Genomic DNA, 26,324 nt, shown 5'->3' on the forward strand with positions numbered 1-26,324 from the left:
ATGACTAAGCCCATCGTTTTTAGTGGCGCACAGCCCTCAGGTGAATTGACCATTGGCAACTACATGGGTGCGCTGCGTCAATGGGTAAACATGCAGGACGATTACCACTGCATTTACTGCATCGTTGACCAGCACGCGATTACCGTCCGTCAGGATCCACAACAGCTGCGTAAGGCGACGCTGGATACGCTCGCGCTATACCTGGCCTGTGGTATCGACCCGAAGAAAAGCACCATTTTTGTTCAGTCCCACGTGCCGGAGCATGCGCAACTTGGCTGGGCGCTGAACTGCTACACCTATTTCGGCGAACTGAGCCGTATGACTCAGTTCAAAGACAAGTCATCACGCTACGCCGAAAACATTAACGCCGGCCTGTTTGACTACCCGGTGCTGATGGCTGCCGACATCCTGCTGTATCAGACCAATCAGGTTCCGGTCGGTGAAGACCAGAAACAGCACCTGGAGCTGAGCCGCGATATTGCCCAGCGCTTCAACGCTATTTATGGCGATGTGTTTAAAGTCCCTGAGCCGTTTATTCCGAAATCTGGCGCGCGCGTGATGTCGCTGCTGGAACCGACCAAAAAGATGTCCAAGTCAGACGATAACCGTAACAACGTGATCGGCCTGCTGGAAGACCCGAAATCGGTAGTGAAGAAGATCAAACGTGCGGTGACGGATTCCGATGAGCCACCCGTTGTGCGCTACGACATCCAGGACAAAGCGGGTGTTTCCAACCTGTTGGATATCCTCTCTGGCGTAACGGGTCAGAGCATCCCTGAGCTGGAGCAGCACTTTGAAGGCAAAATGTACGGCCACCTGAAAGGCGAAGTCGCCGATGCAGTATCCGGCATGCTGACCGAACTGCAGGAGCGCTATAACCGTTTCCGCGGCGATGAAGCTTTCCTGAATCAGGTGATGAAAGAGGGCGCGGAGAAAGCCAGCGCTCGCGCTTCTGTTACCCTGAAGGCGGTCTACGAAGCGATTGGTTTCGTCGCTAAGCCTTAATCTATCTGATGGTTGTCGTCATATCCAAAGCCGGGTGCAATGCATCCGGCTTTTTAATTTGTGATAGCTGTCGTGATTTGATTATTTGCTCCTTGTTAATTATCTTCAGTTTAGTGAAGATATAAATATTCAATTTAGTGAAGATTATAGATGCGTCGGACATTCATTAAAAAAGAGGGCATGGCACTAACGACTCTGGCTCGTTATTTGCTGGGCGAGCAGTGCGGTAATCGTCTGAAAACGATTGATGAGTTAGCGGGTGAATGCGGCTCTTCCGTTGGGCTGACTCAGGCGGCGCTAAAAACGCTGGAGTCTTCCGGGGCCATTCGTATTGAACGCCGCGGGCGCAACGGCAGTTACCTGGTTGAGATGGATAATAAGGCCCTATTGGCGCATATCGATATCACTAACGTCGTTTGCGCAATGCCTCTGCCCTATACGCGATTGTATGAGGGGCTGGCGAGCGGACTGAAAGCACAGTTTGAAGGAATTCCTTTTTACTATGCGCATATGCGCGGCGCGGACATTCGCGTGGAGTGCTTACTTAACGGTGTTTACGACATGGCGGTGGTTTCGCGCCTGGCGGCAGAAAGTTATTTAGCGCAGAGCGGGCTGCGGATGGTAATGGCTCTTGGACCGCACACCTATGTCGGTGAGCACCAGCTGATTTGCCGGAAAGGCGAAATCGATTCGGTGCGGCGAGTGGGGCTTGATAACCGCTCGGCGGACCAGAAAATTATGACCGAAATTTATTTTGCCAATAGCGACGTAGAGCGCGTCGATCTCTCTTATCACGAGAGTCTAAGTCGCATCGTCAAAGGCGAAATTGACGCCGTTATCTGGAACGTCACCGCTGGCGCGGAGCTGGCCATGTTAGGGCTGGAAGCCCTGCCGTTAAGTGACGATCCGCGTTTTTTGCAGGCGACTGAGGCGGTAGTGTTGGCCAGGGCAGATGATTACCCGATTCAACATTTGCTACGTGCAGTCGTTGATAAACAGGCGCTATTAGCTCATCAACAACGGGTGGTGAGCGGAGAGCAAGAGCCAAGCTATTAACATTAAGGCAGTGACTATGGAAAACAGGCTCAACTTGCTGTGTGAGGCAGGGATTATCGACCAGGATATTTGTCGCGGAATGATGCAGGTCGTCCGCCAACTGGACGAGCAGTGGCATCTTCCCGTCTTTAGCGAGCAGGGGGAAATCGCAATAACTCATATGGCAAATGCGCTGATGCGCAGCCGCCGCGGTGAGATTATTGAGCCGCTGGATGAGGAGTTTATGGCAGAGATAACCAGTTCGGCTTATTGGGATGAGATTCATCAATTGCATCAGGTGATGATGCAGGAATTTGACGTCACTCTTCATGCTAATGAAAAAGGTTATTTGCTGGCTAACTGGTATGGGTTGTGGGGAGCGGCGCAGCAGGCCGTGTGAAGAATATTGGGAATTGGCGCTATGCGACTTAAATATTCAAAAAAATGAATATTTAAAAAAGGAATAAAAGCAGAGGCAAGTAAATGTTTATTAAAGCATTACAACGGCAGAACCCGACGCTGATTGCGACGGCGCTCCGCTTCTGGCAGCAAGGGCGTATCGCCCCGGATAGCTGGGTTATTGATGTCGATCAGGTGCTGGAAAATGGCAAGCAGCTGCTGAAGACCGCGCAGCAATATGGAATCAGCCTGTACTTGATGACCAAGCAGATTGGTCGAAATCCGTGGCTGGCAGAAAAGCTGTTGGCGCTGGGATATCAGGGCATTGTTGTTGTGGATTACAAAGAGAGTCGGGTGATGCGCCGCGCCGGCTTGCCCGTTTCCCATCAGGGCCATCTGGTGCAAATTCCTTCCGCGCAGGTAGCGGGTGCGGTAGAGCAGGGTACTGAAGTCATTACCCTGTTCTCTCTGGAGAAAGCGCGGGAAGTTTCGGCGGCGGCGGTAGCAAGCGGTCGGATGCAGGCAGTCATGCTTAAGGTCTATGGCGAGAGCGATTTCCTCTATCCGGGACAGGAGAGTGGATTCGCGTTGGCTGAGCTGGACAGCGTAGTGGCGCATCTTCGCAGCCTGCCAGGCATTGAACTGACCGGGCTCACCCACTTCCCTTGCCTGCTGTGGGATGACGAACAGGAAAAAATTCTGCCAACGCCGAATTTGCGCTCTCTGCTCGCCGCGAGAGACAAGCTCGAAAGTCTCGGCGTGACGGTTCAGCAACTGAATGCGCCTTCGGCAACCAGCTGCAGCTCTCTGCCGCTACTGGCGGAGTTTGGCGTCACCCACGCTGAGCCGGGGCATGCGCTGACCGGTACCATCCCCGCCAACCAGCAGGGAGATCAACCGGAGCGTGTTGCCATGCTGTGGCTGAGTGAAATTTCCCACCATTTTGCCGGGCAAAGCTATTGCTACGGCGGCGGCTATTATCGGCGTGGTCATGCTAAGCATGCGCTGGTATTCGCTCCGGCCAGCGAAAACGCCCAACTGGCGCAGCTTAACGCGGTAGATGACAGCAGCATTGATTACTACCTACCGCTGGAAGGTGAGTTCCCGATCGGCAGCGCGGCAATCTTCTGTTTCCGCACGCAGATTTTCGTTACCCGTAGCGACGTGGTGCTGGTTGCGGGTATTCAAAGCGGTAACCCTGAAATCGTTGCCCGCTACGACAGCCTTGGCAACGTACTGGAGGACTAATGGCGCGATTTGTGGTGTTGGTGATAGACAGCTTTGGCGTCGGTGCGATGGCCGATGTTCCCGACGTGAGGCCGCAGGATATCGGTGCAAATACCTGCGGACATATCTTGCAGCGTTTTCCCGCGCTGCGCCTGCCGACGCTAGAAAAACTGGGCCTGATAAACGCCCTCGGTTTTGCTCCAGGTGTGATGCAGCCTTCTGAAGATGTCGTATGGGGAACCGCAGAACTTGAGCATGAGGGTGGCGATACCTTTATGGGACATCAGGAGATTTTAGGGACTAAACCCCGGACTCCGCTGCGGATGCCGTTTAATGATGTCATTGATAAAGTTGAAGCCGCGCTGCTTGCCGCCGGACATCAAACAGAGCGCCACGGCAAAGGTCCGTTTTGGCTATTGGTGGACGGTACGGTGGCGGTTGGCGATAACCTCGAAGCCGATCTGGGGCAGGTTTACAACATTACCGGCAATCTGAGTGAAAAAAGCTTTGCTGAGGTGAAGGCCATCGGCCGGACGGTACGTGAACAGGTCTCAGTGGGACGCGTTATCGCCTTTGGCGGTCAGCTCACCAGTACGCAGAACATCTTTGATGCCGTGGAAGAAAAAGAGGGCGGCTATATCGGCATCAACGCGCCGCGCTCGGGAGCCTATAAGCAGGGATTTCAGGTTGTACATATGGGCTACGGCGTCGATGAACAGGTGCAGGTTCCTGCCCAGCTGTTTGCGGTTGACGTACCGACAGTACTCGTTGGCAAGGTCGCTGATATCGTTAGCAATCCCCATGGCATCAGTTGGGAAAATCTGGTCGATAGCCAGCAGATTATGGAGATCACCCGGGCGGAGTTTAACCGCCGGGAGACGGCATTTATCTGCACTAACATCCAGGAAACTGATCTGGCGGGTCATGCTGAAGATGTGGAGCGCTATGTCGACAGACTGGAACTGGTCGATGAGCAGCTAGCCCTGCTGATGGCGGATATGCGCCCGGATGATTGCCTGGTGGTGATGGCCGACCACGGTAACGATCCGACGATAGGCCATAGCAAACATACGCGTGAGAAGGTGCCTCTGCTGGTGTGGTCACCAGGACAATCCTCCGCGCAGCTCGGGACCCGACGCACCTTGTCGGATGTCGGGGCCACCGTTTGCGACTTTTTCGGTGCACATGCCCCGGAGAATGGACACTCTTTCCTTTCGCTTTTACTGCCCGCAAGGAATACACAATGATGATTGATAGCTCTGGTTATACCTATGCACATGAGCATTTGCACATCGATTTGTCCGGCTTTAAAGGCAACATCGATTGCCGCCTGGATCAATACGAACTGATTCGTAACGAGATGCGCGATTTAATGCACCTCGGCGTGCGCAATATTGTTGAGATGACCAACCGCTACATGGGGCGCAACCCGTCCTTTATGTTGGATCTGATGCGCGATACCGGCATCAACGTGATTGCCTGCACCGGCTATTATCAGCACGCTTTCTTTCCTGAGCACGTTGCTACCCGTTCTGCACAGGAACTGGCGCAGGAGATGATCGATGAGATCGAAATCGGTATTGACGGTACGCCGCTCAAAGCCGGGATTATTGCCGAAATCGGCTCCAGTGAAGGGGTCATTACCGATCTGGAAGCCAAAGTGTTTAGCGCCGCGGCGCTGGCGCATAACGCGACCGGACGGCCTATCTCAACGCACACTTCGTTTAGCACCATGGGGCTGGAGCAGCTTGCACTGCTAAAACAGCACTGTGTCGATCTCTCCCGCGTGGTCATTGGCCATTGCGACCTGAAAGATAACCTCGATGATATTTTGCGCATGATCGATCTCGGCGCTTACGTTCAGTTCGACACAATTGGCAAAAACAATTATTACCCCGACGCAAAACGCATCGCTATGCTGCTCGCCCTGCGTGAAAGGGGCTGTCTGGATCACGTCATGCTGTCGATGGATATCACCCGCCGTTCTCACTTAAAGGCCAATGGCGGCAACGGTTACGACTATCTGTTGACTACCTTTGTCCCTCAGCTTTACCAGGCCGGTTTCAGCCAGGCCGATGTGGATCTGATGTTACGTACTAACCCTACTCAATTTTTCCTGTAAGGACATAGAGATGAAAAAGATTGGTGTTGCTGGCTTACAGCGCGAGCTGATTAAAAAAACGATTGAAAATACGGCGCCGGGGTGTTTCGAGGTGTTCATCTACAACGACATGGAAGCGGCTATGAAGGTGAAAAACGGCCAGCTGGATTACTACATTGGCGCGTGTAACACCGGTGCTGGCGCGGCGCTTTCCATTGCGATCGCCATTATCGGGTTCAACAAAAGTTGCACCATTGCTAAGCCGGGTATTAAGGCGAAAGAGGATCAGATTGCAAAAATGGTGGCGGAAGGAAGAGTCGCGTTTGGCCTTTCTGTTGAGCACATTGAACATGCGATCCCATTACTGATCAACCATTTAAAATAAAAAGGCACTGTTATGGCGCTTTATATTCAACTCATTGTGGTGGCTTGTCTGACGGGGATGACGTCGTTACTGGCGCACCGGTCAGCTGCGGTTTTTCATGATGGTATTCGCCCGATCCTCCCGCAGTTGATTGAAGGCAACATGCATCGTCGGGAAGCGGGCAGTATCGCATTTGGTTTAAGTATTGGCTTTGTCGCCTCAGTCGGGATTTCGTTCACGTTGAAAACCGGGCTGCTGAATGCCTGGCTGCTGTTTTTGCCTACCGATATCCTCGGTGTACTGGCAGCGAATAGTCTTTTGGCTTTCGGCCTGGGGGCGGTTTGGGGGATTCTGATCCTTACCTGCCTGCTGCCGGTTAACCATCTGCTGACGGCGCTACCGGTCGATGTATTGGGATCGTTGGGCGAATTGAGTTCGCCGGTAGTATCCGCTTTTGCACTGTTCCCATTGGTGGCCATTTTCTACCAGTTCGGTTGGAAAAGCAGCCTGCTAGCGGCGGTTGTTGTACTGATTACACGCGTACTGGTCGTCCGCTACTTCCCGCATCTCAACCCTGAGTCGATTGAGATTTTCGTTGGTATGGTGATGCTGTTGGGGATTGCGATTACCCAGGATCTGCGCAATCGCGGTAGCGAGGATCATGACGCCAGCGGGATGTCGGTGTTTGAAGAGCGCACGTCGCGGATTATCAAAAACCTGCCGTATATTGCTATTGTGGGCGCGTTGATTGCGGCGGTAGCCAGCATGAAAATTTTTGCCGGTAGCGAGGTGTCCATCTTTACTCTGGAAAAAGCGTATTCGGCAGGCGTGACGCCGGAGCAGTCGCAAACGCTGATTCATCAGGCGGCTTTGGCGGAGTTTATGCGTGGTCTGGGCTTCGTGCCGATGATCGCCACCACCGCGCTGGCTACCGGGGTGTATGCGGTTGCCGGTTTTACCTTCGTTTATGCGGTGGGTTATCTGGCGCCGAATCCATGGATTGCCGCGCTGCTGGGCGCTCTGGTGATTTCGGCGGAAGTGCTGCTGCTGCGCTCAATCGGTAAGTGGTTGGGACGCTATCCATCAGTGCGCAATGCGTCAGATAACATCCGTAATGCGATGAACATGCTGATGGAGATGGCGCTGCTGGTTGGCTCTATTTTTGCCTCCATCAAAATGGCTGGGTATACCGGTTTCTCAATTACCGCTGCGATCTACTTCCTCAATGAGTCGTTGGGACGTCCGGTTCAAAAAATGGCCGCGCCGGTTGTGGCAGTCATGATTACCGGTATCGTGCTGAATATTCTGTTCTGGCTCGGATTATTTATTCCGGCATAACAAGGAGCGTGGGTCATGAGAACCTTTCCGCTGAAAAGTCTGTCGCTGGTTGAAGCCCAACATAAGCAGTTCGCGCTAGTGGATGCTATCTGTCGCCATTTTCCTGGGGCTGATTTCCTGCGCGGCGGTGACTTTGGTCTGGCGTCGGGGCTGAATCAGCCCCGCGTCACGCAGCGCGTCGAAGCAGTGCTGGCTGATGCGTTCCATGCCGAGGCCGCCGTGTTGGTGCAGGGGGCCGGGACCGGGGCGATTCGTGCGGCGATAGCGGCATTAGTGAAGCCCAGCGGTACGCTGTTAATCCACGATGCGCCGGTCTATCCGACGACCTCGGTGATTATTGAGCAGATGGGACTAAAGCCAATTCGCGCGGACTTTAACGATCTGGCGGCGCTCTCAGAGACGGTGGCTCAGCATCGACCCGATGCGGCGCTGGTGCAGCATACGCGCCAGCGCCCTGAAGATAGCTATCAGTTAGCAGAGGTGCTCTCTGTGCTTAATGAGCAGCATGTTCCGACGCTGACCGACGATAACTACGCGGTGATGAAGGTGGCGAATATCGGCTGCGAATACGGTGCGACGCTGGCGACATTTTCCTGCTTTAAGCTGTTTGGTCCGGAAGGCGTTGGTGCGGTGGTGGGTCGTGCTGACGCCGTTGCCCGCATCCGCGCCAGCATGTATTCCGGCGGCAGCCAGATTCAGGGGGCGCAGGCGCTGGAAGTACTGCGAGGGCTGGTGTTCGCTCCAGTGATGCACGCGGTGCAGGCGGGGGTGACGGAGCGGCTTCTGCTGCAGTTGAATCACGGCGTGGTGCCGCAGGTTAAACAGGCAATTATCGCCAACGCGCAGTCCCGGGTTCTGCTGGTTGAGTTTCATCAGCCGATTGCGGAGCAGGTACTGGCTAATGCGCAGCGGCTTGGGGCGTTGCCATATCCGGTTGGCGCCGAGTCAAAATATGAAATACCGCCGTTGTTCTATCGCTTATCCGGAACCTTCCGTGAGGCAAATCCGGGTATTGAACGCTATGCGATTCGTATTAACCCTAATCGTAGCGGTGAGGAAACGGTGTTGAGAATATTGCAGGAAAGCTGTGAGGTAGAATAGTGATGTGTGGTATCACTAATACATAATTATTAATTTCTTAAGTATGTACGTAGATAAATAAAGGCCGGATATTCCGGCCTTAGCTTTTTTATTTTTGGTCCGCTGCGGGGCCGCAGCCACCAATAATCTTAGAAATAGAAATTGCAGGGTGAAGGAGGTAATCGTAAGAGCATGTTTTATTTTTGTTTTCAATGTGGCCGGTACATGCAGTCAGCGACGTGAGAACCGCGGCTAACGCTGCGAATTTGATCATATTCTTCATGAGATAATCCCTGTTGTATTATATGTAATATATTCGACTTTCCATTGCTAATAAGAAATGCTTTTGAGTCATTTCTTATTTGGGATTTAATATGATTTGATTTTAGGTGTCAATTTTTCAGGGCTTAAATTAACTTAATGAGTGTTTAATTATTATAGAATATATTGACTGCGGAAATTGTAGTGCAGAGAAATAAGGCCCAATAATGATGGTTATATTGGGCCAGGAAGATTAGTGATTTGAGAACCAGTTTAACTTATCGCGCAGACCGACCACGCGACCCACAATGATCAGTGCCGGGCTGGCCATCTGCTGAGCCAGCAAATCCAACTGCTCTAACGTGCCGGTAACGACCTTCTGGGTTACCGCCGTGCCGTTCTCAACGATAGCCGCAGGCATATCCGCCGCCATGCCATGAGCAATCAGTTTTTCCCTGATCGCCGGTGCCTGATTCAGACCCATATAGAACACCAGAGTTTGCTTTTCTACCGCCAGATTTTCCCAGTCCAGTTCGCCGCCGGTCTTAAGGTGACCGGTGACCAGACGCACGCCTTGGGCAAAATCGCGATGGGTCAGGGGGATACCAGAATAGGCGGAACAGCCGGAGGCTGCGGTGATACCCGGGACGACTGAGAAAGGAATACCGGCGCTGCACAAGGTTTCCAGTTCTTCACCGCCGCGGCCAAAGATAAACGGGTCGCCGCCTTTCAGGCGCACGACGCGTTTTCCGCCCTGGGCTTCGCGCAATAGAATCTGATTAATCTCTTCCTGCGGCACGCAATGGTAGCCTGAGCGTTTGCCGACGAAGACCCGATCGGCATCGCGGCGCACCAGGTTCATAATATCGTCGGAAACCAGTCGATCATAAACCACCACATCGGCCTGCTGGATTTGCTGCAACCCTTTGAGGGTTAGCAGCCCCGCATCGCCAGGGCCCGCGCCAACCAGCACCACTTCACCGCGATGATCCAGCGGCTCGGTCAGGAGCTGTTCCGTGGTATCTGCAACTGCCTGACGATCTTCATTCGCCAGAGATTGTGCCAGCCTGTCGCTAACAAACAGCTTCTCCCAGAAACGGCGACGCTCGCTCACGGTCGCAAACTGTTTCTTCACACGTGAACGCAATTGCCCGGCGTACTGAGCCAACTGACCTAAATGGAGCGGCAGAACTGACTCCAGCTTTTCACGCAGCAGGCGCGCCAACACCGGTGAGGTACCGCCTGAAGAGACGGCAACCATCAATGGTGAGCGGTCGATAATCGACGGCATGATAAAGCTGGCCTGCTGAGGGGCGTCGACCACGTTGCAAAATATTCGCCTTGCTTCTGATGACTCACTGACCTGCTGATTCACCTTTTCGTTGTCGGTAGCAGCAATCGCCAGCCAACAGTTATCCAGCAGAGCAGGGTTAAACTCGCCTTTTACCAGGGTGAGCATGTTCGAATCGGCCCACACCTGGAACTGGGGCACAAAATCCAGCGCGTTGACCGTTAATTTGGCTCCCGCGTCGAGTAACAGGCGAGCTTTACGTTCGGCAACATCGCCGCCGCCGACTAACAAACAGTCGCGATCGCGTAATTGGCAAAATATAGGCAAATGGTCCACGACATTACCTCTTAATTATTGGCAGCAGCCTCTGATTGTTTAATTTTTTCCGGAGCTGGGCGCTCCGATTTCGGCGTAGCATACCAATAACCCAATCCCATAAATACGACACCGGACAAAGTATTGCCGAGTGTTACCCATAACAGATTGTGACCAATTCCCGCAAGGGTGTAGGCATCGCTGTGATGACCGAACCAGGAGAGGGCAAACAGCGTCATGTTGGCAACGGAGTGCTCATAGCCGGAAGCGATAAACGCCAGCAGGCACCACCAGATAGCGATAAATTTTGCTGAGCCTTCAGTACGGATCGCCATCCAGATTGCCAGACATACCAGCCAGTTACACAGCGCGCCTTTGAAAAACAGCGCCATCGCAGATTGGCTGGTTTTAGCCAGCGCGACGGTGTGAACGAGGCTGGTATCGACCGGCAGCAGACTGCCGCTACCCCAGCTATACAGCAGCGCCACGAAAATAGAACCGAGCAGGTTGCCCATCCAGGTTTGCGGCAAAATGGCCCACATCTGCTCCTGGCTGATGGTGCCCGCTTTCACGCCCAGCGTCAGGAACATGGTGTGGCCGGTAAACAATTCAGAACCGGCGATAATCACCAGGGTTAAGGCGATACCAAAAGTGGCGCCCATCACCAGAGGACGAACGGATGGGTCGAGCAGATTGCCGAGGGTGAAAATAAGGATGATGCCCAAGCCGACATAAGCGCCTGCCATCATGGAGCTGACCCAGAAACTGAATGGATTATTGGCCGAGAGGCGTGCAATGCGCGCAGCGTTAGCCGCGCACTTGTTTATTGTGTCCGTAAACATATGATTGATTACCCTTGAGATATAAAAATAAAAAAGAAATTCAAAAAAAGGGAGGCGTTGCGCCTCCCGTTAATCTATCAACCGCGTAGCTGCACGACGCCGTCTTTTACTCGGGCTTCATAGTGCGCCACCGAATGGCTTTCATCTTCCAGACACAGGCCATCACGCAGGCGGAAACGCTGCTTTTTCAGCGGGCTGGCAACCCACAGCTCGCCCTGATGCTCGGCAATCAGTCCACGGGACAGGACGCTGGACTCAAAGAACGGGTCGATGTTGCTGATCGCAAAAACCTGGTCGCCGTGATAAGGGCGGAAAATTGCCACTTGTTTATCACCTAACAGCGCGCAGACGCCGGTTTCCGGCACGATGTCATCGAGTTTGCAGATATTTTTCCACTGGCTCATGCGTTTTCCTCCACCAGAGTTACCGGGATGCGTTCGTACGGCGTAGCCGGGCGATGCTGTTCACGTTCAGGAACCACCTGGACGTTCGGATCGCGCTTGTCGCTGTTGATGAAGTGCTTGAAGCGAACCTGGGCAGCTGGTGTGTTAACGGTTTCCGTCCACTCGCATATCACCGCTTCGCGCAGGCGGGCCATCTCTTCTTCCAGATGCTCGTTCAGACCCAGCTTGTCGTCGATGATGACCGATTTCAGGTATTCAATGCCGCCTTCCATGTTATCTAACCACGGCGCGGTACGGGTCAGTTTATCGGCCGTACGGATGTAGAACATCATGAAGCGGTCGAGGTATTTCATCAGCGTTTCACGGTCCAGATCCGCCGCCAGCAGATCGGCATGGCGCGGTTTCATCCCGCCATTACCGCAGACGTACAGGTTCCAGCCTTTTTCTGTCGCGATGATGCCGACGTCTTTACCCTGGGCTTCCGCACATTCACGGGTACATCCGGAAACGCCAAACTTCATTTTGTGCGGGGTGCGGATGCCTTTATAGAGGTTTTCCAGCTCGACGCCGAAGCCGACGCTATCGCCCACGCCGTAGCGGCACCAGGTGCTGCCTACGCAGGTTTTCGCCATACGCAGCGCTTTGGCATACGCGTGACCCGTTTCGAAGCCTGCGTCGATCAGTTGACGCCAGATTTCCGGTAGATCGTCTTTTTGCGCACCGAACAGGCCAATACGTTGAGAACCGGTGATCTTGGTGTACAGATTAAATTCACGGGCGATACGACCGACGGCCACCAGGCCTTCTGGCGTGATTTCGCCACCGGCAGAGCGAGGGATAACAGAGTAGGTACCGTCTTTCTGGATGTTCGCCAGGAAGTTGTCGTTGGTATCCTGCAGCGGGGTATGCTGCGGTTTGAGAATATATTCGTTCCAGCAGGAGGCCAGCAGGGAGCCAACGGTTGGCTTACACACTTCGCAGCCGTAGCCTTTGCCGTGTTTCGCCAACAGTTCTTCAAAGGTTTTGATGCCTTCCACGCGGATGAGGTGGAACAGTTCCTGGCGAGAGTACGCGAAGTGCTCACACAGGTTGTTGTTCACTTCGATGCCTTGTTTCGCCAGCTCGGCGTTGAGCACCTGGGTTACCAGCGGAATACAACCGCCGCAGCCGGTACCCGCTTTGGTTTCCGCTTTCAGCGCCGCCACGGTGTGGCAGCCTTTATTGATGGCGGAGATCAGCATGCCTTTAGTGACGTCGAAGCAGGAGCAGATCTGCGCGCTGTCCGGCAGTTTATCCACGCCGATGGACGGCTTACCGCTGCCCGCGTGGGCTGGCAGGATCAGTGAGTCCGGGTTTTCCGGCAGTTCAATCGCGTTGAGAACCAACTGCAGCAGGTTGCCGTAATCGCTGGTGTCGCCCACCAGTACCGCACCGAGCAGCGTTTTGTTATCCGGGCTGACGATCAGACGTTTGTAGACTTCTTTGCTTTCATCAAGATAAACGTAGCTACGTGCGCCCGGCGTACGACCATGGGCATCGCCGATACCGCCAACGTCAACGCCCAGCAGCTTCAGCTTGGCGCTAAGGTCCGCACCTTCAAAGGCGTTTTCCGTTTCGAGGATATGATCAGCGGTCACCTGTGCCATTTTATAGCCAGGAGCAACCAGACCATAAACGCGATTGTTCCAGCTGGCACATTCGCCGATGGCGTAGATATCCGGATCGGACGTCTGGCAACGGTCGTTAATTACGATACCGCCGCGCTGGGCGACTTCCAGACCGCATTGGGTGGCTAGCTTGTCGCGCGGGCGAATACCGGTTGAGAAAACGATAAAATCGACTTCCAGTTCGCTACCGTCAGCAAAACGCATGGTTTTACGCGCTTCGGTGCCTTCCTGGACGATCTCTTTGGTGTTTTTGCTGGTGTGCACGCGCACGCCCATGCTTTCAATTTTGCGACGTAACTGCTCGCCGCCCATCTGATCGAGCTGTTCAGCCATCAGCATAGGAGCGAATTCAATCACGTGGGTTTCAACGCCGAGGTTTTTCAGCGCGCCCGCAGCTTCCAGACCTAACAGGCCGCCGCCGACTACCGCGCCGCGTTTGCTGCGACGGGCACAGGACTCAATGGCGTTGAGATCTTCAATAGTGCGATAGACAAAACAGTCCTGGGTTTCGGAACCTTTAATCGGTGGGATCCACGGATAGGAGCCGGTCGCCATGATCAGCTTGTCATAAAATACGGTACGACCCGCGCTGGAGTGGATAACCTTCTCCTGGCGATTGATGGTGATAGCGCGTTCGCCAATCAGCACCTTAACGCCGTGCTTCTCGTAAAAACCTTCTCGTACCAAAGAGAGCTCTTCAGCGGTATGGTGAGAGAAGTAGGAGGAGAGGTGTACGCGGTCGTAGGCGATACGGGGTTCTTCACAGAAGACGGTAATATCAAAATTGGCAGCGTCGGATTTATCAAGAAGATCCTCAATAAAGCGATGGCCGACCATACCATTACCAATAATAGCGAGTCTGACTTTGCTCATATTTGCCTCGATTTCTTTTATATTACCGCCTACCTTAACGATTCAGCCAAGACACTTATTGATGCAAATCAATTACACCTTTACCTACTACTTAAGTGGTATATTTTTGATTTGTCAGCATTTTTATAAGTCTTGGAAAACACTAACTTTTCCTTTTTGCTTTTTTTGTGTACAAAATCAGCAGAAGAAACCGGCATAAGGCTGAGTGAATTTTTAGCAATGTTTAACGAGGGTCATCGGTATGACAGCAGCGTCGCTTTGGTTGATTGAGAACGTTCGCCTGCCCGATCGCGAAGGTCTTTGGCAGATAGCGATAGACAAGGGGCGCTTCGGGGATATAACCCCCATGGGCGAGGCGCGCAATGAGAGTTATGAGGTGCTGAATGCGCGCGGCGGATTGGCTATTCCCCCTTTTATTGAACCGCATATCCACCTCGATACCACCCAAACAGCCGGAGAGCCTAACTGGAATCAGTCCGGGACTCTGTTTGAAGGTATTGAGCGCTGGGCAGAGCGTAAGGCTTTACTGAGCCATGAAGATGTTAAAGCTCGCGCATGGAAGACGCTGAAATGGCAAATTGCTAACGGCATCCAGTTTGTGCGTACCCACGTCGACGTTTCCGACCCCACGCTCACCGCACTCAAAGCGATGCTGGAGGTGAAAAAGGATGTTGCGCCGTGGATTGAGCTGCAAATAGTCGCCTTTCCTCAGGAGGGGATTTTATCCTACCCCAACGGTGAGGCTCTGTTGGAGGAGGCACTGTGTCTGGGGGCTGACGTGGTGGGCGCGATCCCGCATTTTGAGTTCACCCGTGAATACGGCGTGGAATCTCTACATATCGCATTTCGCCTGGCGAAGCAGTATCAGCGGCCTCTGGATATCCATTGTGATGAAATCGATGATGAGCAGTCACGATTTATTGAAACCGTGGCTGCTCTGGCGCTGAAAGAGGGAATTGGGCCACGCGTCACCGCCAGCCATACCACCGCCATGCACTCCTATAATGGCGCTTACACCTCGCGGCTATTTCGCCTGCTGAAACTTTCCGGCATTAACTTCGTGGCTAATCCGCTGGTTAATATCCACCTCCAGGGACGTTTTGATGACTATCCGAAGCGCCGTGGTATTACCCGCGTGAAGGAACTGATGGCGGCGGGAATTAACGTCTGCTTTGGTCATGATGATGTCTTTGACCCGTGGTATCCGCTGGGTACCGGCAACATGTTGCAGGTGCTGCATATGGGGCTGCACGTTTGCCAGATGATGGGTTATCAACAGATTAACGACGGGCTGAAACTGGTGACGGAAAACAGCGCACGGACGTTTGGCCTGAGCGATTACGGCATTGTGCCCGGAAATCCGGCGAATCTGGTGATTCTGCCTGCGGAGAATGGTTTTGAAGCCGTGCGCTGCCAGGTGCCAGTACGTTGGTCAATTCGTCAGGGGAGAGTCATCGCCACGACGCAATTAGCGCAGACCTGGGTGCAGACGGACAAGGGCGGGGAAGAGCTATTCTTTACCAAAAACAACCCCTTTGCCGGAACAAAGGGGTCTGAGGATTAGTGAGATTACGCTGCTGCGTTGTTCTGGCGGTGGCGGGAAACAAAGCCGAGGATCACGCACATCACAAATACCACGGCATAGAGGCCGTTAGCGGTATGCAGCGCTGCCAGCGGACCGCTGGCGGCGACGATTGGGCCGGTAACCACAAAGGTCAACATGGTGCCGACGGTACCGCAGGTGAGAATGAAGTTCACCAGCTTTGGCGATGATACTCTGGTCTGCTGCGAGCCCAGCGTAATAATAGAGGTGTAGATTGCGCTTGAGAAGAAGCCGAGGGTCAGGATAAACCACGGCATATGCTCCGGTGAACCGTTAATAAACAGATACATCAGGACCGTCGCCGCGCCTGCCAGCACGGTCAGAATACGTTGCAGGTCAAAGAAGCGCAGGATAAAGCTGAATGACCACATGCCAATCATGTACGACATCCAGAAATCACTCACCAGCTTACCCCCATCACCCAGGCTCATGCCCAGACTTTTGGCGTATTCCGGCACCCAGGAGATAAAGCCCAACTGGCCGAGGATGTAACAGAGTGCGGCAATGGAGAGAAACAGCACGCCGATACCCCATTTCTCTTTTGCTACCGGCTGGCTGTCCAGCGGCGCTTTTTTACCTAGTACCGGGAATTCACAGCCGAAAGTCAGTACGAAAATAGCCACATAAACCAGACCGATGCAGGCATAGACCCAGTACCACTCGATGCTTCGTGCCAGCAGGTATGCGGCAAGCATCGGGAAAATCATTCCCGCCATGCTGAAGAAGGAGTCGGTGAACAGCAGGCGCGCGCCGCGCTGACGACCTTCATACATATGGGTGATCAGGAAGGTACCAATCGACATGGTGATCCCGCTGACCAGCCCAAGTACGAACATTGAGGCAGAGAACAGCGCCAGGCTATGGCTAAACATCAAACCTGCGACGGCGAGTACCATCAAGATAAAGCCAAAGCGCAGTTGGGTTTTCAGCGGAACGATTTCCATCAGCCAGGCATTCAGGAAGATAGAAATCAGGATACCGGCGTTGAGGAAGGTAAAGGTGTTGCTCATACTGGAAACGGGCAGATGGAAATAATCTGCGATGTTTCCCATCACCATCCCGGTGACGATCACCAACGCGCCGGTCAGGGCGTAGGAGAAGAAGCTGATCCATGTGAGCTTGATACGGTTGCTGTTAGTCATGACTGGCCTGTGAATAGAAATGTATAGCGCGTTGACTCTGCGCCGGGCGGACAGATTTTATTCGTTTGCGTGATGTAATTAAATGTTTATTCTGAAATGTAGATCTTTTTGCACGAATAAATGTGACTGGAATCACATTTAATTATTTGATGGATTAATGATTGCGTCGTAACAAGTGTTTCAGCTAAGTAAAATTAGGTAAAAGGCTGGCCCAGGATGCAAAGGCTCTTTAGAATCAAGGCACTCGCTTTTTATTCTGCTCCGTTAAGGAATTTCCATGCTCAAATCAACTCTCGTGGCGGTGGCTGCCGTTTTCGCCTTTTCAGCATTTTCCCCGGCCATGGCGGCGAAGGGCGACCCTCATGTGTTGTTGACCACCTCTGCGGGCAATATTGAGCTTGAGCTGAATAGCCAGAAGGCACCCATTTCGGTAGATAACTTCCTAAAGTACGTCAACAGTGGTTTCTATAACAACACCACCTTTCACCGTGTGATCCCGGGCTTTATGGTGCAGGGCGGCGGCTTTAACGAGCAGATGCAGCAAAAGCAACCTAACCCGCCGATTAAAAACGAAGCGGACAACGGCCTGCGTAATACCCGTGGAACCATCTCCATGGCGCGTACTGCCGATCAGGACAGCGCGACCAGCCAGTTCTTTATCAACATTGCAGATAACGCTTTCCTCGACCACGGCCAGCGTGATTTTGGCTATGCGGTCTTCGGCAAGGTCGTGAAAGGAATGGACATCGCGGATAAGATTTCTCAGGTACAGACCCATAACGTTGGGCCTTATCAAAATGTTCCGTCTAAACCGATTGTTATTCTGTCGGCGAAAGTGCTGCCGTAAAATATGTCTCCCGCGCGGGCACCAAGCCCGCGCTGCTTTCTCCCGCCAGATAACGCCAGATAAAGTGATAAGCGAAACCCGAGAATCTGCGTAGAATACCCCGGTTTGTAACTTCCGGAGCCGCCATGATCCTGCTTATCGACAACTACGATTCTTTCACCTGGAATTTGTATCAGTACTTCTGCGAGCTGGGAGCCGAAGTCCTTGTCAGGCGTAATGATGAGTTGACGCTGGAGGAGATTATCACGCTGGCGCCGGAGAAAATCGTTATTTCGCCGGGCCCCTGTACCCCTGATGAATCAGGGATTTCGCTGGCGGTGATTCGCCACTTTTCCGGCAAGACTCCGCTCCTGGGCGTCTGCCTTGGTCATCAGGCTATCGCGCAGGTTTTCGGCGCGACCATCGTGCGGGCTGCCAAAGTGATGCATGGTAAAACGTCTCCTGTCATTCACAATGGGCAAGGGGTATTTGCCGGGTTGAATAATCCACTCATTGTTACTCGCTATCACTCCTTATTGATCGATCCCCTAACGCTAGGAGAATGCTTTGAGATCACCGCCCGCAGCGAAGAGGGCGAAATCATGGGGATTCGCCATCGCGAGTTTGATCTCGAAGGCGTGCAGTTTCACCCGGAGAGTATTCTTAGCGAGCAGGGGCATCAACTGCTGGCAAACTTCCTCAATCGTTGATTTGTAGTTGCCATTGATTGATTTTTTATGCATATTTTGTGATTAGATTATCATAATCATTGCTGCATAACGAAGAAGGATGGGCATGACATGGCAACTGAACAACCGGCAATCACCCGCGCCACATTCGATGAGGTCATTTTGCCGATTTATGCACCGGCAGAATTTATTCCGGTGAAGGGCAAGGGCAGCCGCGTATGGGATCAGCAGGGCAAAGAGTACGTTGATTTCGCAGGCGGTATTGCCGTGACCGCGCTCGGTCATTGCCATCCGGCGCTGGTGGCGGCACTGCATGAGCAGGGCGAAACTCTGTGGCATACCAGTAACGTGTTTACCAACGAACCGGCCCTGCGCCTGGGACGTAAGCTGGTCGATGCGACTTTTGCCGATCGCGTGGTGTTTATGAATTCCGGGACGGAAGCTAACGAAACCGCGTTCAAGCTGGCGCGTCATTACACCGTGACTCGCCATAGCCCGTATAAAACCAAAATCATCGCCTTCCACAATGCGTTCCATGGTCGTTCGCTGTTCACCGTCTCCGTAGGCGGTCAGCCGAAATACTCCGATGGCTTTGGCCCGAAACCGGCTGATATCGTTCACGTGCCGTTTAACGATTTACACGCGGTAAAAGCCGTCATGGACGATCATACCTGCGCGGTAGTGGTAGAACCGATTCAGGGCGAGGGGGGCGTGACTGCGGCGACGCCTGAATTCCTGCAAGGGTTGCGTGAACTGTGCGATCAGCACCAGGCACTGTTAGTGTTTGATGAAGTGCAGTGCGGTATGGGGCGTACGGGCTCGCTGTTCGCTTATATGCACTACGGCGTGACGCCGGATATTCTGACCAGCGCTAAGGCGCTTGGCGGTGGCTTCCCGATTAGCGCGATGCTAACCACTCATGAAATCGCCAGTGCTTTCCATGCCGGATCTCATGGTTCAACCTACGGCGGGAATCCGCTGGCCTGCGCAGTGGGCGGGGCGGCGTTCGATCTGATTAACACGCCAGAAGTATTGGATGGTGTGAGTGCGAAGCGTGAGCTGTTTGTTAAACATCTCCAGCAGATTGACGCGCAGTTCGATTTGTTTAGCGATATCCGCGGAATGGGGTTGCTAATCGGTGCTGAGCTTAAGCCGCAGCATCAGGGCCGGGCGCGCGACTTCCTTTATGCTGCCGCAGACGCTGGCGTGATGGTGCTTAACGCCGGGCCTGACGTCATGCGCTTTGTGCCGTCGCTGGTGATTGACGATAGCGATATTGCCGAAGGAATGGCGCGCTTTGCCCAGGCAGTTGAGCGTGTGCTTAGCGCTTAGTGGTGCGTAGCCAGATGCCATGATGCGGACGCTGACGCCATGCTACCGACGAAATGGTGTGCATGGTGTTCAGGTGACCCAGAATGCGCTGCAGATGCTGTTCCATGGTACTGAGCGGGCCGCGAGGGACTTCCGCATCCTGGGCCTCCATAATATTCACATCTCCAGCGCTCCCCGGTCCATCTGAATCCAGCCGTTGCTGACAGCGCTGTAGCGCAATCTCACAGGACTCCAGATAACGCTGAGCTAGATCCGGCGTCAGCATATTGTGCTCGCGCGCCAGGGTGGTCATCGCATTGATGTGCTCAACAATGAACTGGCTATGGGTTACCCACAGCTTCATATCTTCCAGATAGTGCGAATTAAAGCCCGGTTCCTGCATCGCCTGATTGAGTGAGTTAAACAGCGCATTGTGCGCCTGATTAACGCGCATTCGCTGATAGGCCAGCGCCGGAGCCTGATGATCGTCGCTAAGAATGAGCCGGATCGCTTCCTGATCGGCTTCCAGCGCGTCGTGGGCATTTTTGCGTAGCAGACCGCTTTGCCACTGCGGCCATAGCCAAACCATCCCACCAAAAGCGATCAGACAGCCAATAAGCGTGTCGATTAATCTGGCGATGATAAACTGCTCACCGTTTAGCGTGAGTAATTGCAGGGTATAAACCGCCGTGACGGTAAAACCAACCATTGCCCAGCCGTAGTTCTTACGAATAATCAGGTAGCTTAGCAGCGTGATGAAGAGCATGGCGGTCAGCGTATAGCCTTCAGGCACGTGGAAGTGTAGCGTCAGTCCGGCGATCACCAGTCCGGCAATCGTTCCAGCCGCCCGGTGAACAATGCGCACCCGCGTCGCGCCGTAGCCGTTTTGCGTCACGAACAGCACAGTCATCAGGATCCAGTAGGGTTTCGGCAGATGCAGTGCGCTGCCCATCAGGCTGGCGGCGCTCAGCATTACGCTGATGCGCGCGGCGTTGCGTAACGCCGGAGATTTAAACGACAGGTAGCTTTTTAGCGCTGGCAGCAGGGGTAAACGTCGAGTTTTATCCGCCATCAAGTTGCGCGTGTACAGAGGACGCTGGGTACGCAAAACCCGGGCGATACGGCTGAAGTGCCAGGCGCAGAACTGGCCGACCGGGTTATCCGGATGTTGCCAGGCAATTTTTTCCAGCGCGCCGATCTGTTTATCCATCTGAAAGCGCTGTGGGTAACGATGGTAGAGAAGATCGTCCGCCAACTCACGCAGGCGGGCGGCAACGGTTTGCGCATTCCAGCGAATCACTGCTTCTGCGTGACTGCGTTCCACCAGTTTCTGCACTTCTTCCGGCTGATGCAGGCTAACGGAGATATGTTCCTGTAAATCCAACCCCACCTGAAAAGCGCGCAACAGACGTTTGTGGTCGTTGCGTTGATTGGCCGCCAGCATATGCATCTGCTGGTAACACTGGGTAATCAGATCAACCACTTTCTGCTGGCGGTTAAGTAGCGGCGGCAGCGAGGTGGCCGGGTCCGTATGCTGGGTCAGCAGGCTGTATTTGGCCTCGCAATAGTTAGCCAGTTCGCGGTAGAGCAGGCTCAGTGACTCGCGCAGCGGTTGTTCGCGCCATAGCCAAAACCAGAACCAGTTAAAGACGCCATACCATAAGGTGCCGAGCGCGTAGATTAGCAGTGGCTCCCACACCGGCATGTTACCCGCAAGGCTGAGGGTAAAAATGGCGGCAATAAGTGAAGCAGGCAGTAGTCGCGCGTGCAGTGAACTGATTTCGGCAGTCACCCCAAGGATTAGCGCCAGACCAGTGAGAATCAGTGGTAGAGGGATCTCGCGTTGCAGCAGGAGCTGGACAATCAGGCTACAGCCAGCAAACAGGCAGCCGCCAATAATCAGGCGTTTAAAGAAGCGCTTATGTGGTGTGTCCAGACCGGCAATGTTGCAACAGGCTGGTACCAGGGAAAACAGTAAGCCCTGCTGTAAATGTCCGAGAAGAAGTCCGATTGCGACCGGCAGACACAACACCAGCGTTTGCCGCAGTGCGTAGTTGACTTCCGGGTGGTAAATCAGCCTGCGCCACATGAGGGGGAAACAAAAACGGCGTATTGCATAGCAATACGCCGTTTTGCCGACTTAACGGGTACCGTAGACGACGATAGTTTTACCGTGCGCGGAGATCAGGTTTTGATCTTCCAGCATTTTCAGGATACGGCCAACGGTTTCGCGGGAGCATCCAACGATCTGACCGATTTCCTGACGGGTAATTTTAATTTGCATACCGTCCGGGTGGGTCATCGCATCAGGCTGTTTTGCCAGGTTCAGCAACGTCTGGGCGATACGACCCGTCACGTCGAGGAAGGCGAGGTTACCGACTTTCTCTGACGTAACCTGCAGGCGACGTGCCATTTGCGAAGAGAGACGCATCAGGATGTCCGGGTTAACCTGGATCAACTGACGGAATTTTTTGTAGGAGATTTCGGCCACTTCACATGCGGTTTTCGCACGTACCCATGCACTACGTTCCTGACCTTCTTCAAACAGGCCTAATTCACCGATGAAATCGCCCTGGTTGAGGTAAGAGAGGATCATCTCTTTACCTTCTTCATCCTTGATGAGTACAGCCACGGAGCCTTTAACGATGTAGTACAACGTTTCTGCTTTCTCACCCTGGTGGATCAGCGTGCTCTTTGAGGGGTACTTATGAATGTGGCAATGAGACAAGAACCATTCAAGGGTAGGGTCTGTTTGCGGTTTGCCAAGCACCATGCGCGGTTATCCTCTGTTATAAGCTATCTCCAGATGCCGACACTACACGGCATCCGGGCATGCAATCGTATTAAATCCCTATACCTGGGAATCTGGCTGAAAATTTCCTGCAGCCTGTAATGTGAACTCCTCAGCATACATGCAGTGCATCAATGTATTACTGTAGCATCCCGATTGTTTTAGCATAGCTTTCGCCGCGTGTCTCCTGGTGTCTCGCTTCAGCATGACCTAGGTCGCCTTCCGTTGCGAGAATTGTTATGTGCGCGTAATCTGTCAGGAAAATTACAGCCCTGGAGTTAAATTTATGCAAGCGCGAGTGAAATGGGTTGAAGGGTTAACCTTCATTGGTGAGTCGGCTTCTGGTCACCAGATTCTGATGGACGGTAATTCCGGGGATAAAGCGCCTAGCCCGATGGAAATGGTGTTGATGGCGGCGGGCGGATGTAGCGCAATTGACGTGGTTTCTATCCTGCAGAAGGGACGCCATAACGTCACTAACTGCGAAGTTAAGCTGACTTCTGAGCGTCGCGAGGAAGCACCGCGTCTGTTTACCCATATCAATCTGCATTTTATCGTGACCGGTAAAGAGCTGAAAGATGCTGCCGTTTCTCGCGCAGTTGACCTATCGGCGGAAAAATATTGCTCGGTGGCGCTGATGCTGGAGAAAGCGGTAAACATAACTCACTCTTATGAAGTGATCGAGGGATAAGCCGAACGGCGCGAACTCGTCGCCCCGGCATGCGCTGCGCTACCGGGGTTTTTTGTTAATTGATTTTCCTGCCTTCCATTAGCCGCTCGACCAATGGCGCCATGATGAGCTCCATGGCCAGCCCCATTTTCCCTCCCGGCACCACTAGCGTGTTCATATGCGAGATAAACGAGCCCTGAAGCATCGCCAGTAGCCAGGGGAAATCGATATTCTGTAAGTTGCGGAAATGGATAACGACAAAGCTTTCATCAAGCGATGGGATTGCTTTGGCTGCAAATGGATTGGACGTATCCACCGTAGGTACGCGCTGGAAGTTGAGGTGAGTGCGTGAAAACTGCGGGGTGATGAAGTTGATGTAATCTTCCATCGAGCGAACGACGGAATCCATCACCGCTTCACGAGAGTGGCCGCGTTCGCTGGTATCGCGGATAAGCTTCTGGATCCACTCCAGGTTAACGATCGGCACAACCCCAACCAACAGATCAACATGGTCAGCGACGTTGTGCTGGGGCGTGACAACTCCGCCGTGCAGGCCTTCATAAAACAGCACGTCAGTGGGTTCAGGCAGCGACTGCCAGGGAGTGAAGGTGCCAGGAACCTGATTCCACGGCACGGCTTCATCATAGGTGTGTAAATACTTGCGTGACTGACCTGTACCGTTCAGCCCGTATTCTCTGAAAGTCTGCTCCAGCAGGCCGAAATCGTTAGCCTCGGGACCGAAGTAGCTGATGTGTTTGCCCTGATCTCGCGCTTTGCGGATCGCCATGTCCATTTCCGGGCGGGTGTAGCGGTGAAAGCTATCGCCTTCCACTTCGGCGGCGTGGAGATTTAGCTGGGCGAAGATTTTGCGAAAGGCAAGGCTGGTGGTCGTGGTTCCCGCGCCGCTAGAGCCCGTGACGGCAATCACCGGATGTTTGGCAGACATAACAACTCCCAGGGTAAACGATAGTGTGATGCCGCCTTAGCCGTGAAACTGCTTGCGGGGCATAATATTGACCGTCTCGTGCAGCTCTGACCACACCAGCGCGGCTTCTCCGCTTTTCAGCTGTTGTTTGACATCGGCGACTTTATCCGCCAGCGAACGTTCATGCTCACCATAATCGGTGCCTTCGCGTAATACAAAACTTTCAATCAGGTTATCCAGCGTTTCGGGATCGAGATCCTGCCAGGGAATAATCATATTTGCCCTCCTAACCAGCGAGTTAGCCAATCCGGGATTCGCTGTTCTAACCACATTTCCGGCTTGCGCAGCGTACCACCGACAAAACCAACATGGCCGCCATGCTCTGTAAGTTGATACTCGACATTTGCCGGTAGCTGTTCTTGCGGCGGGATGGAGTGGTGATCCATAAAAGGATCGTCCTTCGCATGAATAATCAGCGTTGGTTTAGTGATGTCGCTTAAGCGCGGCATCGCACTACACTGGCGATAGTAGTCTAGCGCATCGGCAAAACCGTGGATCCTGGCGGTGATGCTATCGTCAAATTCGCGGATGCGGCGCATACCTTTTAGCTGGCGTAAATCAACCGGCAAAGAGCCCGGATAAGCTTTCAGCTTACGCGCGGCATTCGCCTTCAGCAGATTGAGCAGATAACGCTGATAAACGCGGGAAAACCCCTTATCCATATGAGAACTACAGGCTTCCAGCATAAACGGCGCTGAGACGATAACGGCAGCATCGACAGGAATATCGTCACCTTCTTTCGCCAACAGGCAGCCCAGCATATTGCCCCCAAGCGAGTAACCCACCGCTGCAGTTGGCACGTCGCCGTATTCGCGCTGAAGCCAACGTAAAAACCAGGAGCCGTCTTCCGTTTCGCCAGAATGATAGATGCGGTTATTTCGGTTGGGTTCGCCGCTACAGCCGCGAAAATGCATCACCACGCCCAGCCAGCCGCGCTGCATGGCCGCGTGGACGAGTCCGTGAGCATAAGGGCTGTGCAGGCTGCCCTCAAGACCATGAAACACCACCAATCGCGGTTTATGACGAGCCTGAGATGGTTCTTCGCTCCACGCCAGATCGACAAAGTCGCCATCCGGTAATTCAAGACGCTGCCAGTGTGGAGTGAAACGTAGCTTGCGACGGATTAGCCGCGGCAACATGGTTTGCAAATGACGATTGCCAACGCCGCGCATCGGGTGAAACTGCTGCGAGTCGTCTTCGGGGGGCGTCATTTCTGTGGGAGTGATATCAACCATAGCACCAGAGCAATTAATAATCTTTATACATACTATACCGCGCATGAAGTGCGCAGGTTAGCCAATATGTGGTCTTGTGGCTAATCGGTAAGCAGATTGCGTGAGAAAAGATGAATATCCACTCCAGGCTTACGCCGCCACAGGCGGGCCTTTCTTGTGCCTGTCGCCATGCTCTCACCTGTCTCTTCAAACATCCCTGACGCTTCAAAACGGCGAATCAGGCTTTTACGCTGTATGGATTGACCGAGGATTATCTCCGTCGCTTCCTGTAGCTGGCCATGGGTGAAGGTCTCCGGCAAGCAGTAAACGGGCAGTAAAGAATACATGGTCTTTTGCCTTAAGCGATGCAGGGCGGCGGCGATGATTTTCTGGTGATCAAACGCCAGGGAATAGTCGGCAAGCCTGGCAATTGGCACCCAACGGGCATCGTTGACGCTGGCGATATGCGGTTCGCAGTCTGCCCAGGCAATTAGTGCAAACCAGGTGACGGTCAGGCTCCAGCCGCGCGGGTCGCGATCGGGCCCGGAAAAAGTGTCCAGCTGTTCCAACCATGAAGGGGAAACCCCGGTTTTCTCAGTGAGCTTACGCATCGCGGTGGTGCGGGTGGAGTCATCGCGCGCCATATCAATAAAGCCGCCGGGCAATCCCCAATACCCTTTCTGCGGGTGGTTTGCCCGCTCTACCAGCAGGACGCACAGCGCTTGTTGATGAAGCGTGAATAACACGCTATCCACCGTCACCAGAGGGGAGGGAAAGCGGCTGGCATCATATTGATTCAAATAGTCGGCTTCGGTGTTCATAGGCTACTCGCGATGATTTGGAACGCCCATCAGTGTACCAGCCCGACACTGAGCAGCAAGGCTGCGTTTT

Annotated in this window: 26 protein-coding genes; 14 read left to right on the forward strand and 12 right to left on the reverse strand. The window is 53.5% G+C overall.

The features are described 5' to 3' along the window. The 9 genes from trpS (at position 1) to AC07P6_RS02320 (ending at position 8,570) form a co-directional block, all read left to right on the forward strand. Entirely contained in the window at positions 1 to 1,005 is a 1,005-nt protein-coding gene (trpS, locus tag AC07P6_RS02280) for a tryptophan--tRNA ligase (RefSeq protein WP_112214766.1), read from the forward strand. 150 nt (positions 1,006 to 1,155) lie between these two features. Then, positions 1,156 to 2,061, forward strand: a complete 906-nt coding sequence (yhfZ, locus tag AC07P6_RS02285; protein ID WP_182235127.1) for a GntR family transcriptional regulator YhfZ — start codon at positions 1,156 to 1,158, stop codon at positions 2,059 to 2,061. A 16-nt stretch (positions 2,062 to 2,077) separates the two neighbouring features. Continuing rightward, the gene (locus AC07P6_RS02290; RefSeq protein WP_304253842.1) at positions 2,078 to 2,440 is read left to right on the forward strand and encodes a PRD domain-containing protein; all 363 of its coding nucleotides are present in this window, start codon (positions 2,078 to 2,080) and stop codon (positions 2,438 to 2,440) included. Between the two features lie 83 nt (positions 2,441 to 2,523). Next, positions 2,524 to 3,687: a YhfX family PLP-dependent enzyme gene (locus AC07P6_RS02295; protein ID WP_478315585.1), complete on the forward strand. Its 1,164-nt coding sequence runs from the start codon at positions 2,524 to 2,526 to the stop codon at positions 3,685 to 3,687. Beyond that, positions 3,687 to 4,913, forward strand: a complete 1,227-nt coding sequence (locus tag AC07P6_RS02300; protein WP_478315586.1) for a phosphopentomutase — start codon at positions 3,687 to 3,689, stop codon at positions 4,911 to 4,913. Before AC07P6_RS02295 ends, AC07P6_RS02300 begins: the two co-directional genes overlap by 1 nt. After that, positions 4,910 to 5,788, forward strand: coding sequence for a phosphotriesterase-related protein (locus tag AC07P6_RS02305; protein WP_478315587.1), 879 nt, complete (start codon positions 4,910 to 4,912; stop codon positions 5,786 to 5,788). The genes AC07P6_RS02300 and AC07P6_RS02305 overlap by 4 nt, the downstream gene beginning before the upstream one ends. 10 nt (positions 5,789 to 5,798) lie before the next feature. Beyond that, positions 5,799 to 6,152 carry a DUF2620 domain-containing protein gene (locus AC07P6_RS02310; protein ID WP_110274970.1) on the forward strand — a complete coding sequence of 118 codons (354 nt, stop codon included), beginning with the start codon at positions 5,799 to 5,801 and terminating at the stop codon, positions 6,150 to 6,152. Positions 6,153 to 6,164: 12 nt separating this feature from the next. Then, positions 6,165 to 7,469, forward strand: coding sequence for a YhfT family protein (locus AC07P6_RS02315; protein WP_182235122.1), 1,305 nt, complete (start codon positions 6,165 to 6,167; stop codon positions 7,467 to 7,469). A gap of 15 nt (positions 7,470 to 7,484) precedes the next feature. Further along, complete coding sequence (locus AC07P6_RS02320) at positions 7,485 to 8,570, forward strand: aminotransferase class I/II-fold pyridoxal phosphate-dependent enzyme (protein WP_478315588.1); 1,086 nt, start codon at positions 7,485 to 7,487, stop codon at positions 8,568 to 8,570. Positions 8,571 to 8,658: 88 nt separating this feature from the next. Here the strand turns inward: AC07P6_RS02320 and AC07P6_RS02325 are convergent, their stop codons facing one another. The 5 genes from AC07P6_RS02325 to nirB form a co-directional block, all read right to left on the reverse strand. Then, a complete protein-coding gene (locus AC07P6_RS02325; protein WP_434661297.1) occupies positions 8,659 to 8,832 on the reverse strand; it encodes a YhfL family protein in 174 nt (57 codons plus the stop codon). A gap of 231 nt (positions 8,833 to 9,063) precedes the next feature. Then, entirely contained in the window at positions 9,064 to 10,437 is a 1,374-nt protein-coding gene (gene cysG, locus AC07P6_RS02330) for a siroheme synthase CysG (RefSeq protein WP_434661298.1), read from the reverse strand. 11 nt (positions 10,438 to 10,448) lie between these two features. Further along, entirely contained in the window at positions 10,449 to 11,258 is an 810-nt protein-coding gene (nirC, locus tag AC07P6_RS02335; protein ID WP_478315589.1) for a nitrite transporter NirC, read from the reverse strand. Positions 11,259 to 11,335: 77 nt separating this feature from the next. Further along, a complete protein-coding gene (gene nirD, locus AC07P6_RS02340; protein ID WP_112214756.1) occupies positions 11,336 to 11,662 on the reverse strand; it encodes a nitrite reductase small subunit NirD in 327 nt (108 codons plus the stop codon). Beyond that, positions 11,659 to 14,202: an NADPH-nitrite reductase large subunit gene (gene nirB / locus AC07P6_RS02345; protein ID WP_304253834.1), complete on the reverse strand. Its 2,544-nt coding sequence runs from the start codon at positions 14,200 to 14,202 to the stop codon at positions 11,659 to 11,661. Before nirB ends, nirD begins: the two co-directional genes overlap by 4 nt. A 241-nt stretch (positions 14,203 to 14,443) precedes the next feature. Here nirB and AC07P6_RS02350 point away from each other — a divergent pair, with 241 nt between their 5' ends. Then, positions 14,444 to 15,766 (forward strand): cytosine deaminase, encoded by a 1,323-nt coding sequence (locus AC07P6_RS02350; RefSeq protein ID WP_478315590.1) that lies wholly within the window; start codon positions 14,444 to 14,446, stop codon positions 15,764 to 15,766. Between the two features lie 5 nt (positions 15,767 to 15,771). Here AC07P6_RS02350 and tsgA read toward each other — a convergent pair whose 3' ends face one another. Then, a complete protein-coding gene (gene tsgA, locus AC07P6_RS02355) occupies positions 15,772 to 16,947 on the reverse strand; it encodes an MFS transporter TsgA (RefSeq protein WP_182235118.1) in 1,176 nt (391 codons plus the stop codon). Positions 16,948 to 17,224: 277 nt separating this feature from the next. Here tsgA and ppiA point away from each other — a divergent pair, with 277 nt between their 5' ends. The 3 genes from ppiA (at position 17,225) to argD (ending at position 19,794) form a co-directional block, all read left to right on the forward strand. Further along, a complete protein-coding gene (gene ppiA, locus AC07P6_RS02360; protein WP_478315591.1) occupies positions 17,225 to 17,794 on the forward strand; it encodes a peptidylprolyl isomerase A in 570 nt (189 codons plus the stop codon). 125 nt (positions 17,795 to 17,919) lie between these two features. After that, a complete protein-coding gene (gene pabA, locus AC07P6_RS02365) occupies positions 17,920 to 18,483 on the forward strand; it encodes an aminodeoxychorismate synthase component 2 (protein ID WP_478315592.1) in 564 nt (187 codons plus the stop codon). Positions 18,484 to 18,573: 90 nt separating this feature from the next. Beyond that, on the forward strand, positions 18,574 to 19,794 hold the full coding sequence (argD, locus tag AC07P6_RS02370) for a bifunctional acetylornithine/succinyldiaminopimelate transaminase (RefSeq protein ID WP_182235116.1): 1,221 nt from the start codon (positions 18,574 to 18,576) through the stop codon (positions 19,792 to 19,794). On the opposite strand, the gene AC07P6_RS02375 is transcribed toward argD, so the two are convergent. Together AC07P6_RS02375 and crp are read right to left on the reverse strand one after the other, a co-directional pair. Continuing rightward, positions 19,784 to 21,862, reverse strand: coding sequence for a YccS/YhfK family putative transporter (locus AC07P6_RS02375; RefSeq protein WP_182235115.1), 2,079 nt, complete (start codon positions 21,860 to 21,862; stop codon positions 19,784 to 19,786). The genes argD and AC07P6_RS02375 overlap by 11 nt on opposite strands. A 51-nt stretch (positions 21,863 to 21,913) precedes the next feature. Next, positions 21,914 to 22,546, reverse strand: coding sequence for a cAMP-activated global transcriptional regulator CRP (crp, locus tag AC07P6_RS02380; RefSeq protein ID WP_000242758.1), 633 nt, complete (start codon positions 22,544 to 22,546; stop codon positions 21,914 to 21,916). Between the two features lie 304 nt (positions 22,547 to 22,850). On the opposite strand from crp, the gene AC07P6_RS02385 reads away from it, so the two are divergent. Next, the gene (locus AC07P6_RS02385) at positions 22,851 to 23,255 is read left to right on the forward strand and encodes an OsmC family protein (protein WP_004106401.1); all 405 of its coding nucleotides are present in this window, start codon (positions 22,851 to 22,853) and stop codon (positions 23,253 to 23,255) included. 55 nt (positions 23,256 to 23,310) lie between these two features. Here the strand turns inward: AC07P6_RS02385 and AC07P6_RS02390 are convergent, their stop codons facing one another. The 4 genes from AC07P6_RS02390 to AC07P6_RS02405 form a co-directional block, all read right to left on the reverse strand. After that, on the reverse strand, positions 23,311 to 24,180 hold the full coding sequence (locus AC07P6_RS02390) for a phosphoribulokinase (RefSeq protein ID WP_110274982.1): 870 nt from the start codon (positions 24,178 to 24,180) through the stop codon (positions 23,311 to 23,313). A gap of 36 nt (positions 24,181 to 24,216) precedes the next feature. Continuing rightward, on the reverse strand, positions 24,217 to 24,435 hold the full coding sequence (locus AC07P6_RS02395) for a YheU family protein (protein ID WP_110274983.1): 219 nt from the start codon (positions 24,433 to 24,435) through the stop codon (positions 24,217 to 24,219). Next, positions 24,432 to 25,391 (reverse strand): hydrolase, encoded by a 960-nt coding sequence (locus AC07P6_RS02400; protein WP_249421905.1) that lies wholly within the window; start codon positions 25,389 to 25,391, stop codon positions 24,432 to 24,434. The genes AC07P6_RS02395 and AC07P6_RS02400 overlap by 4 nt, the downstream gene beginning before the upstream one ends. Before the next feature lie 143 nt (positions 25,392 to 25,534). Further along, a complete protein-coding gene (locus AC07P6_RS02405) occupies positions 25,535 to 26,254 on the reverse strand; it encodes an NUDIX hydrolase (RefSeq protein ID WP_182235114.1) in 720 nt (239 codons plus the stop codon). Between the last annotated feature and the right edge of the window lie 70 nt (positions 26,255 to 26,324).

The sequence above is a fragment of the Klebsiella sp. GFKo11 genome, assembly GCF_056490265.1.

Excerpts from the sequence above, each read along its gene's own strand:
- trpS (WP_112214766.1), top strand. The coding sequence starts at position 1 with ATGACTAAGCCCATCGTTTTTAGTGGCGCACAGCCCTCAGGTGAATTG.
- yhfZ (WP_182235127.1), top strand. The coding sequence starts at position 1,156 with ATGCGTCGGACATTCATTAAAAAAGAGGGCATGGCACTAACGACTCTG.
- AC07P6_RS02290 (WP_304253842.1), top strand. The coding sequence starts at position 2,078 with ATGGAAAACAGGCTCAACTTGCTGTGTGAGGCAGGGATTATCGACCAG.
- AC07P6_RS02295 (WP_478315585.1), top strand. The coding sequence starts at position 2,524 with ATGTTTATTAAAGCATTACAACGGCAGAACCCGACGCTGATTGCGACG.
- AC07P6_RS02300 (WP_478315586.1), top strand. The coding sequence starts at position 3,687 with ATGGCGCGATTTGTGGTGTTGGTGATAGACAGCTTTGGCGTCGGTGCG.
- AC07P6_RS02305 (WP_478315587.1), top strand. The coding sequence starts at position 4,910 with ATGATGATTGATAGCTCTGGTTATACCTATGCACATGAGCATTTGCAC.
- AC07P6_RS02310 (WP_110274970.1), top strand. The coding sequence starts at position 5,799 with ATGAAAAAGATTGGTGTTGCTGGCTTACAGCGCGAGCTGATTAAAAAA.
- AC07P6_RS02315 (WP_182235122.1), top strand. The coding sequence starts at position 6,165 with ATGGCGCTTTATATTCAACTCATTGTGGTGGCTTGTCTGACGGGGATG.
- AC07P6_RS02320 (WP_478315588.1), top strand. The coding sequence starts at position 7,485 with ATGAGAACCTTTCCGCTGAAAAGTCTGTCGCTGGTTGAAGCCCAACAT.
- AC07P6_RS02325 (WP_434661297.1), bottom strand. The coding sequence starts at position 8,832 with ATGAAGAATATGATCAAATTCGCAGCGTTAGCCGCGGTTCTCACGTCG.
- nirC (WP_478315589.1), bottom strand. The coding sequence starts at position 11,258 with ATGTTTACGGACACAATAAACAAGTGCGCGGCTAACGCTGCGCGCATT.
- nirD (WP_112214756.1), bottom strand. The coding sequence starts at position 11,662 with ATGAGCCAGTGGAAAAATATCTGCAAACTCGATGACATCGTGCCGGAA.
- nirB (WP_304253834.1), bottom strand. The coding sequence starts at position 14,202 with ATGAGCAAAGTCAGACTCGCTATTATTGGTAATGGTATGGTCGGCCAT.
- AC07P6_RS02350 (WP_478315590.1), top strand. The coding sequence starts at position 14,444 with ATGACAGCAGCGTCGCTTTGGTTGATTGAGAACGTTCGCCTGCCCGAT.
- tsgA (WP_182235118.1), bottom strand. The coding sequence starts at position 16,947 with ATGACTAACAGCAACCGTATCAAGCTCACATGGATCAGCTTCTTCTCC.
- ppiA (WP_478315591.1), top strand. The coding sequence starts at position 17,225 with ATGCTCAAATCAACTCTCGTGGCGGTGGCTGCCGTTTTCGCCTTTTCA.
- pabA (WP_478315592.1), top strand. The coding sequence starts at position 17,920 with ATGATCCTGCTTATCGACAACTACGATTCTTTCACCTGGAATTTGTAT.
- argD (WP_182235116.1), top strand. The coding sequence starts at position 18,574 with ATGGCAACTGAACAACCGGCAATCACCCGCGCCACATTCGATGAGGTC.
- AC07P6_RS02375 (WP_182235115.1), bottom strand. The coding sequence starts at position 21,862 with ATGTGGCGCAGGCTGATTTACCACCCGGAAGTCAACTACGCACTGCGG.
- crp (WP_000242758.1), bottom strand. The coding sequence starts at position 22,546 with ATGGTGCTTGGCAAACCGCAAACAGACCCTACCCTTGAATGGTTCTTG.
- AC07P6_RS02385 (WP_004106401.1), top strand. The coding sequence starts at position 22,851 with ATGCAAGCGCGAGTGAAATGGGTTGAAGGGTTAACCTTCATTGGTGAG.
- AC07P6_RS02390 (WP_110274982.1), bottom strand. The coding sequence starts at position 24,180 with ATGTCTGCCAAACATCCGGTGATTGCCGTCACGGGCTCTAGCGGCGCG.
- AC07P6_RS02395 (WP_110274983.1), bottom strand. The coding sequence starts at position 24,435 with ATGATTATTCCCTGGCAGGATCTCGATCCCGAAACGCTGGATAACCTG.
- AC07P6_RS02400 (WP_249421905.1), bottom strand. The coding sequence starts at position 25,391 with ATGCGCGGCGTTGGCAATCGTCATTTGCAAACCATGTTGCCGCGGCTA.
- AC07P6_RS02405 (WP_182235114.1), bottom strand. The coding sequence starts at position 26,254 with ATGAACACCGAAGCCGACTATTTGAATCAATATGATGCCAGCCGCTTT.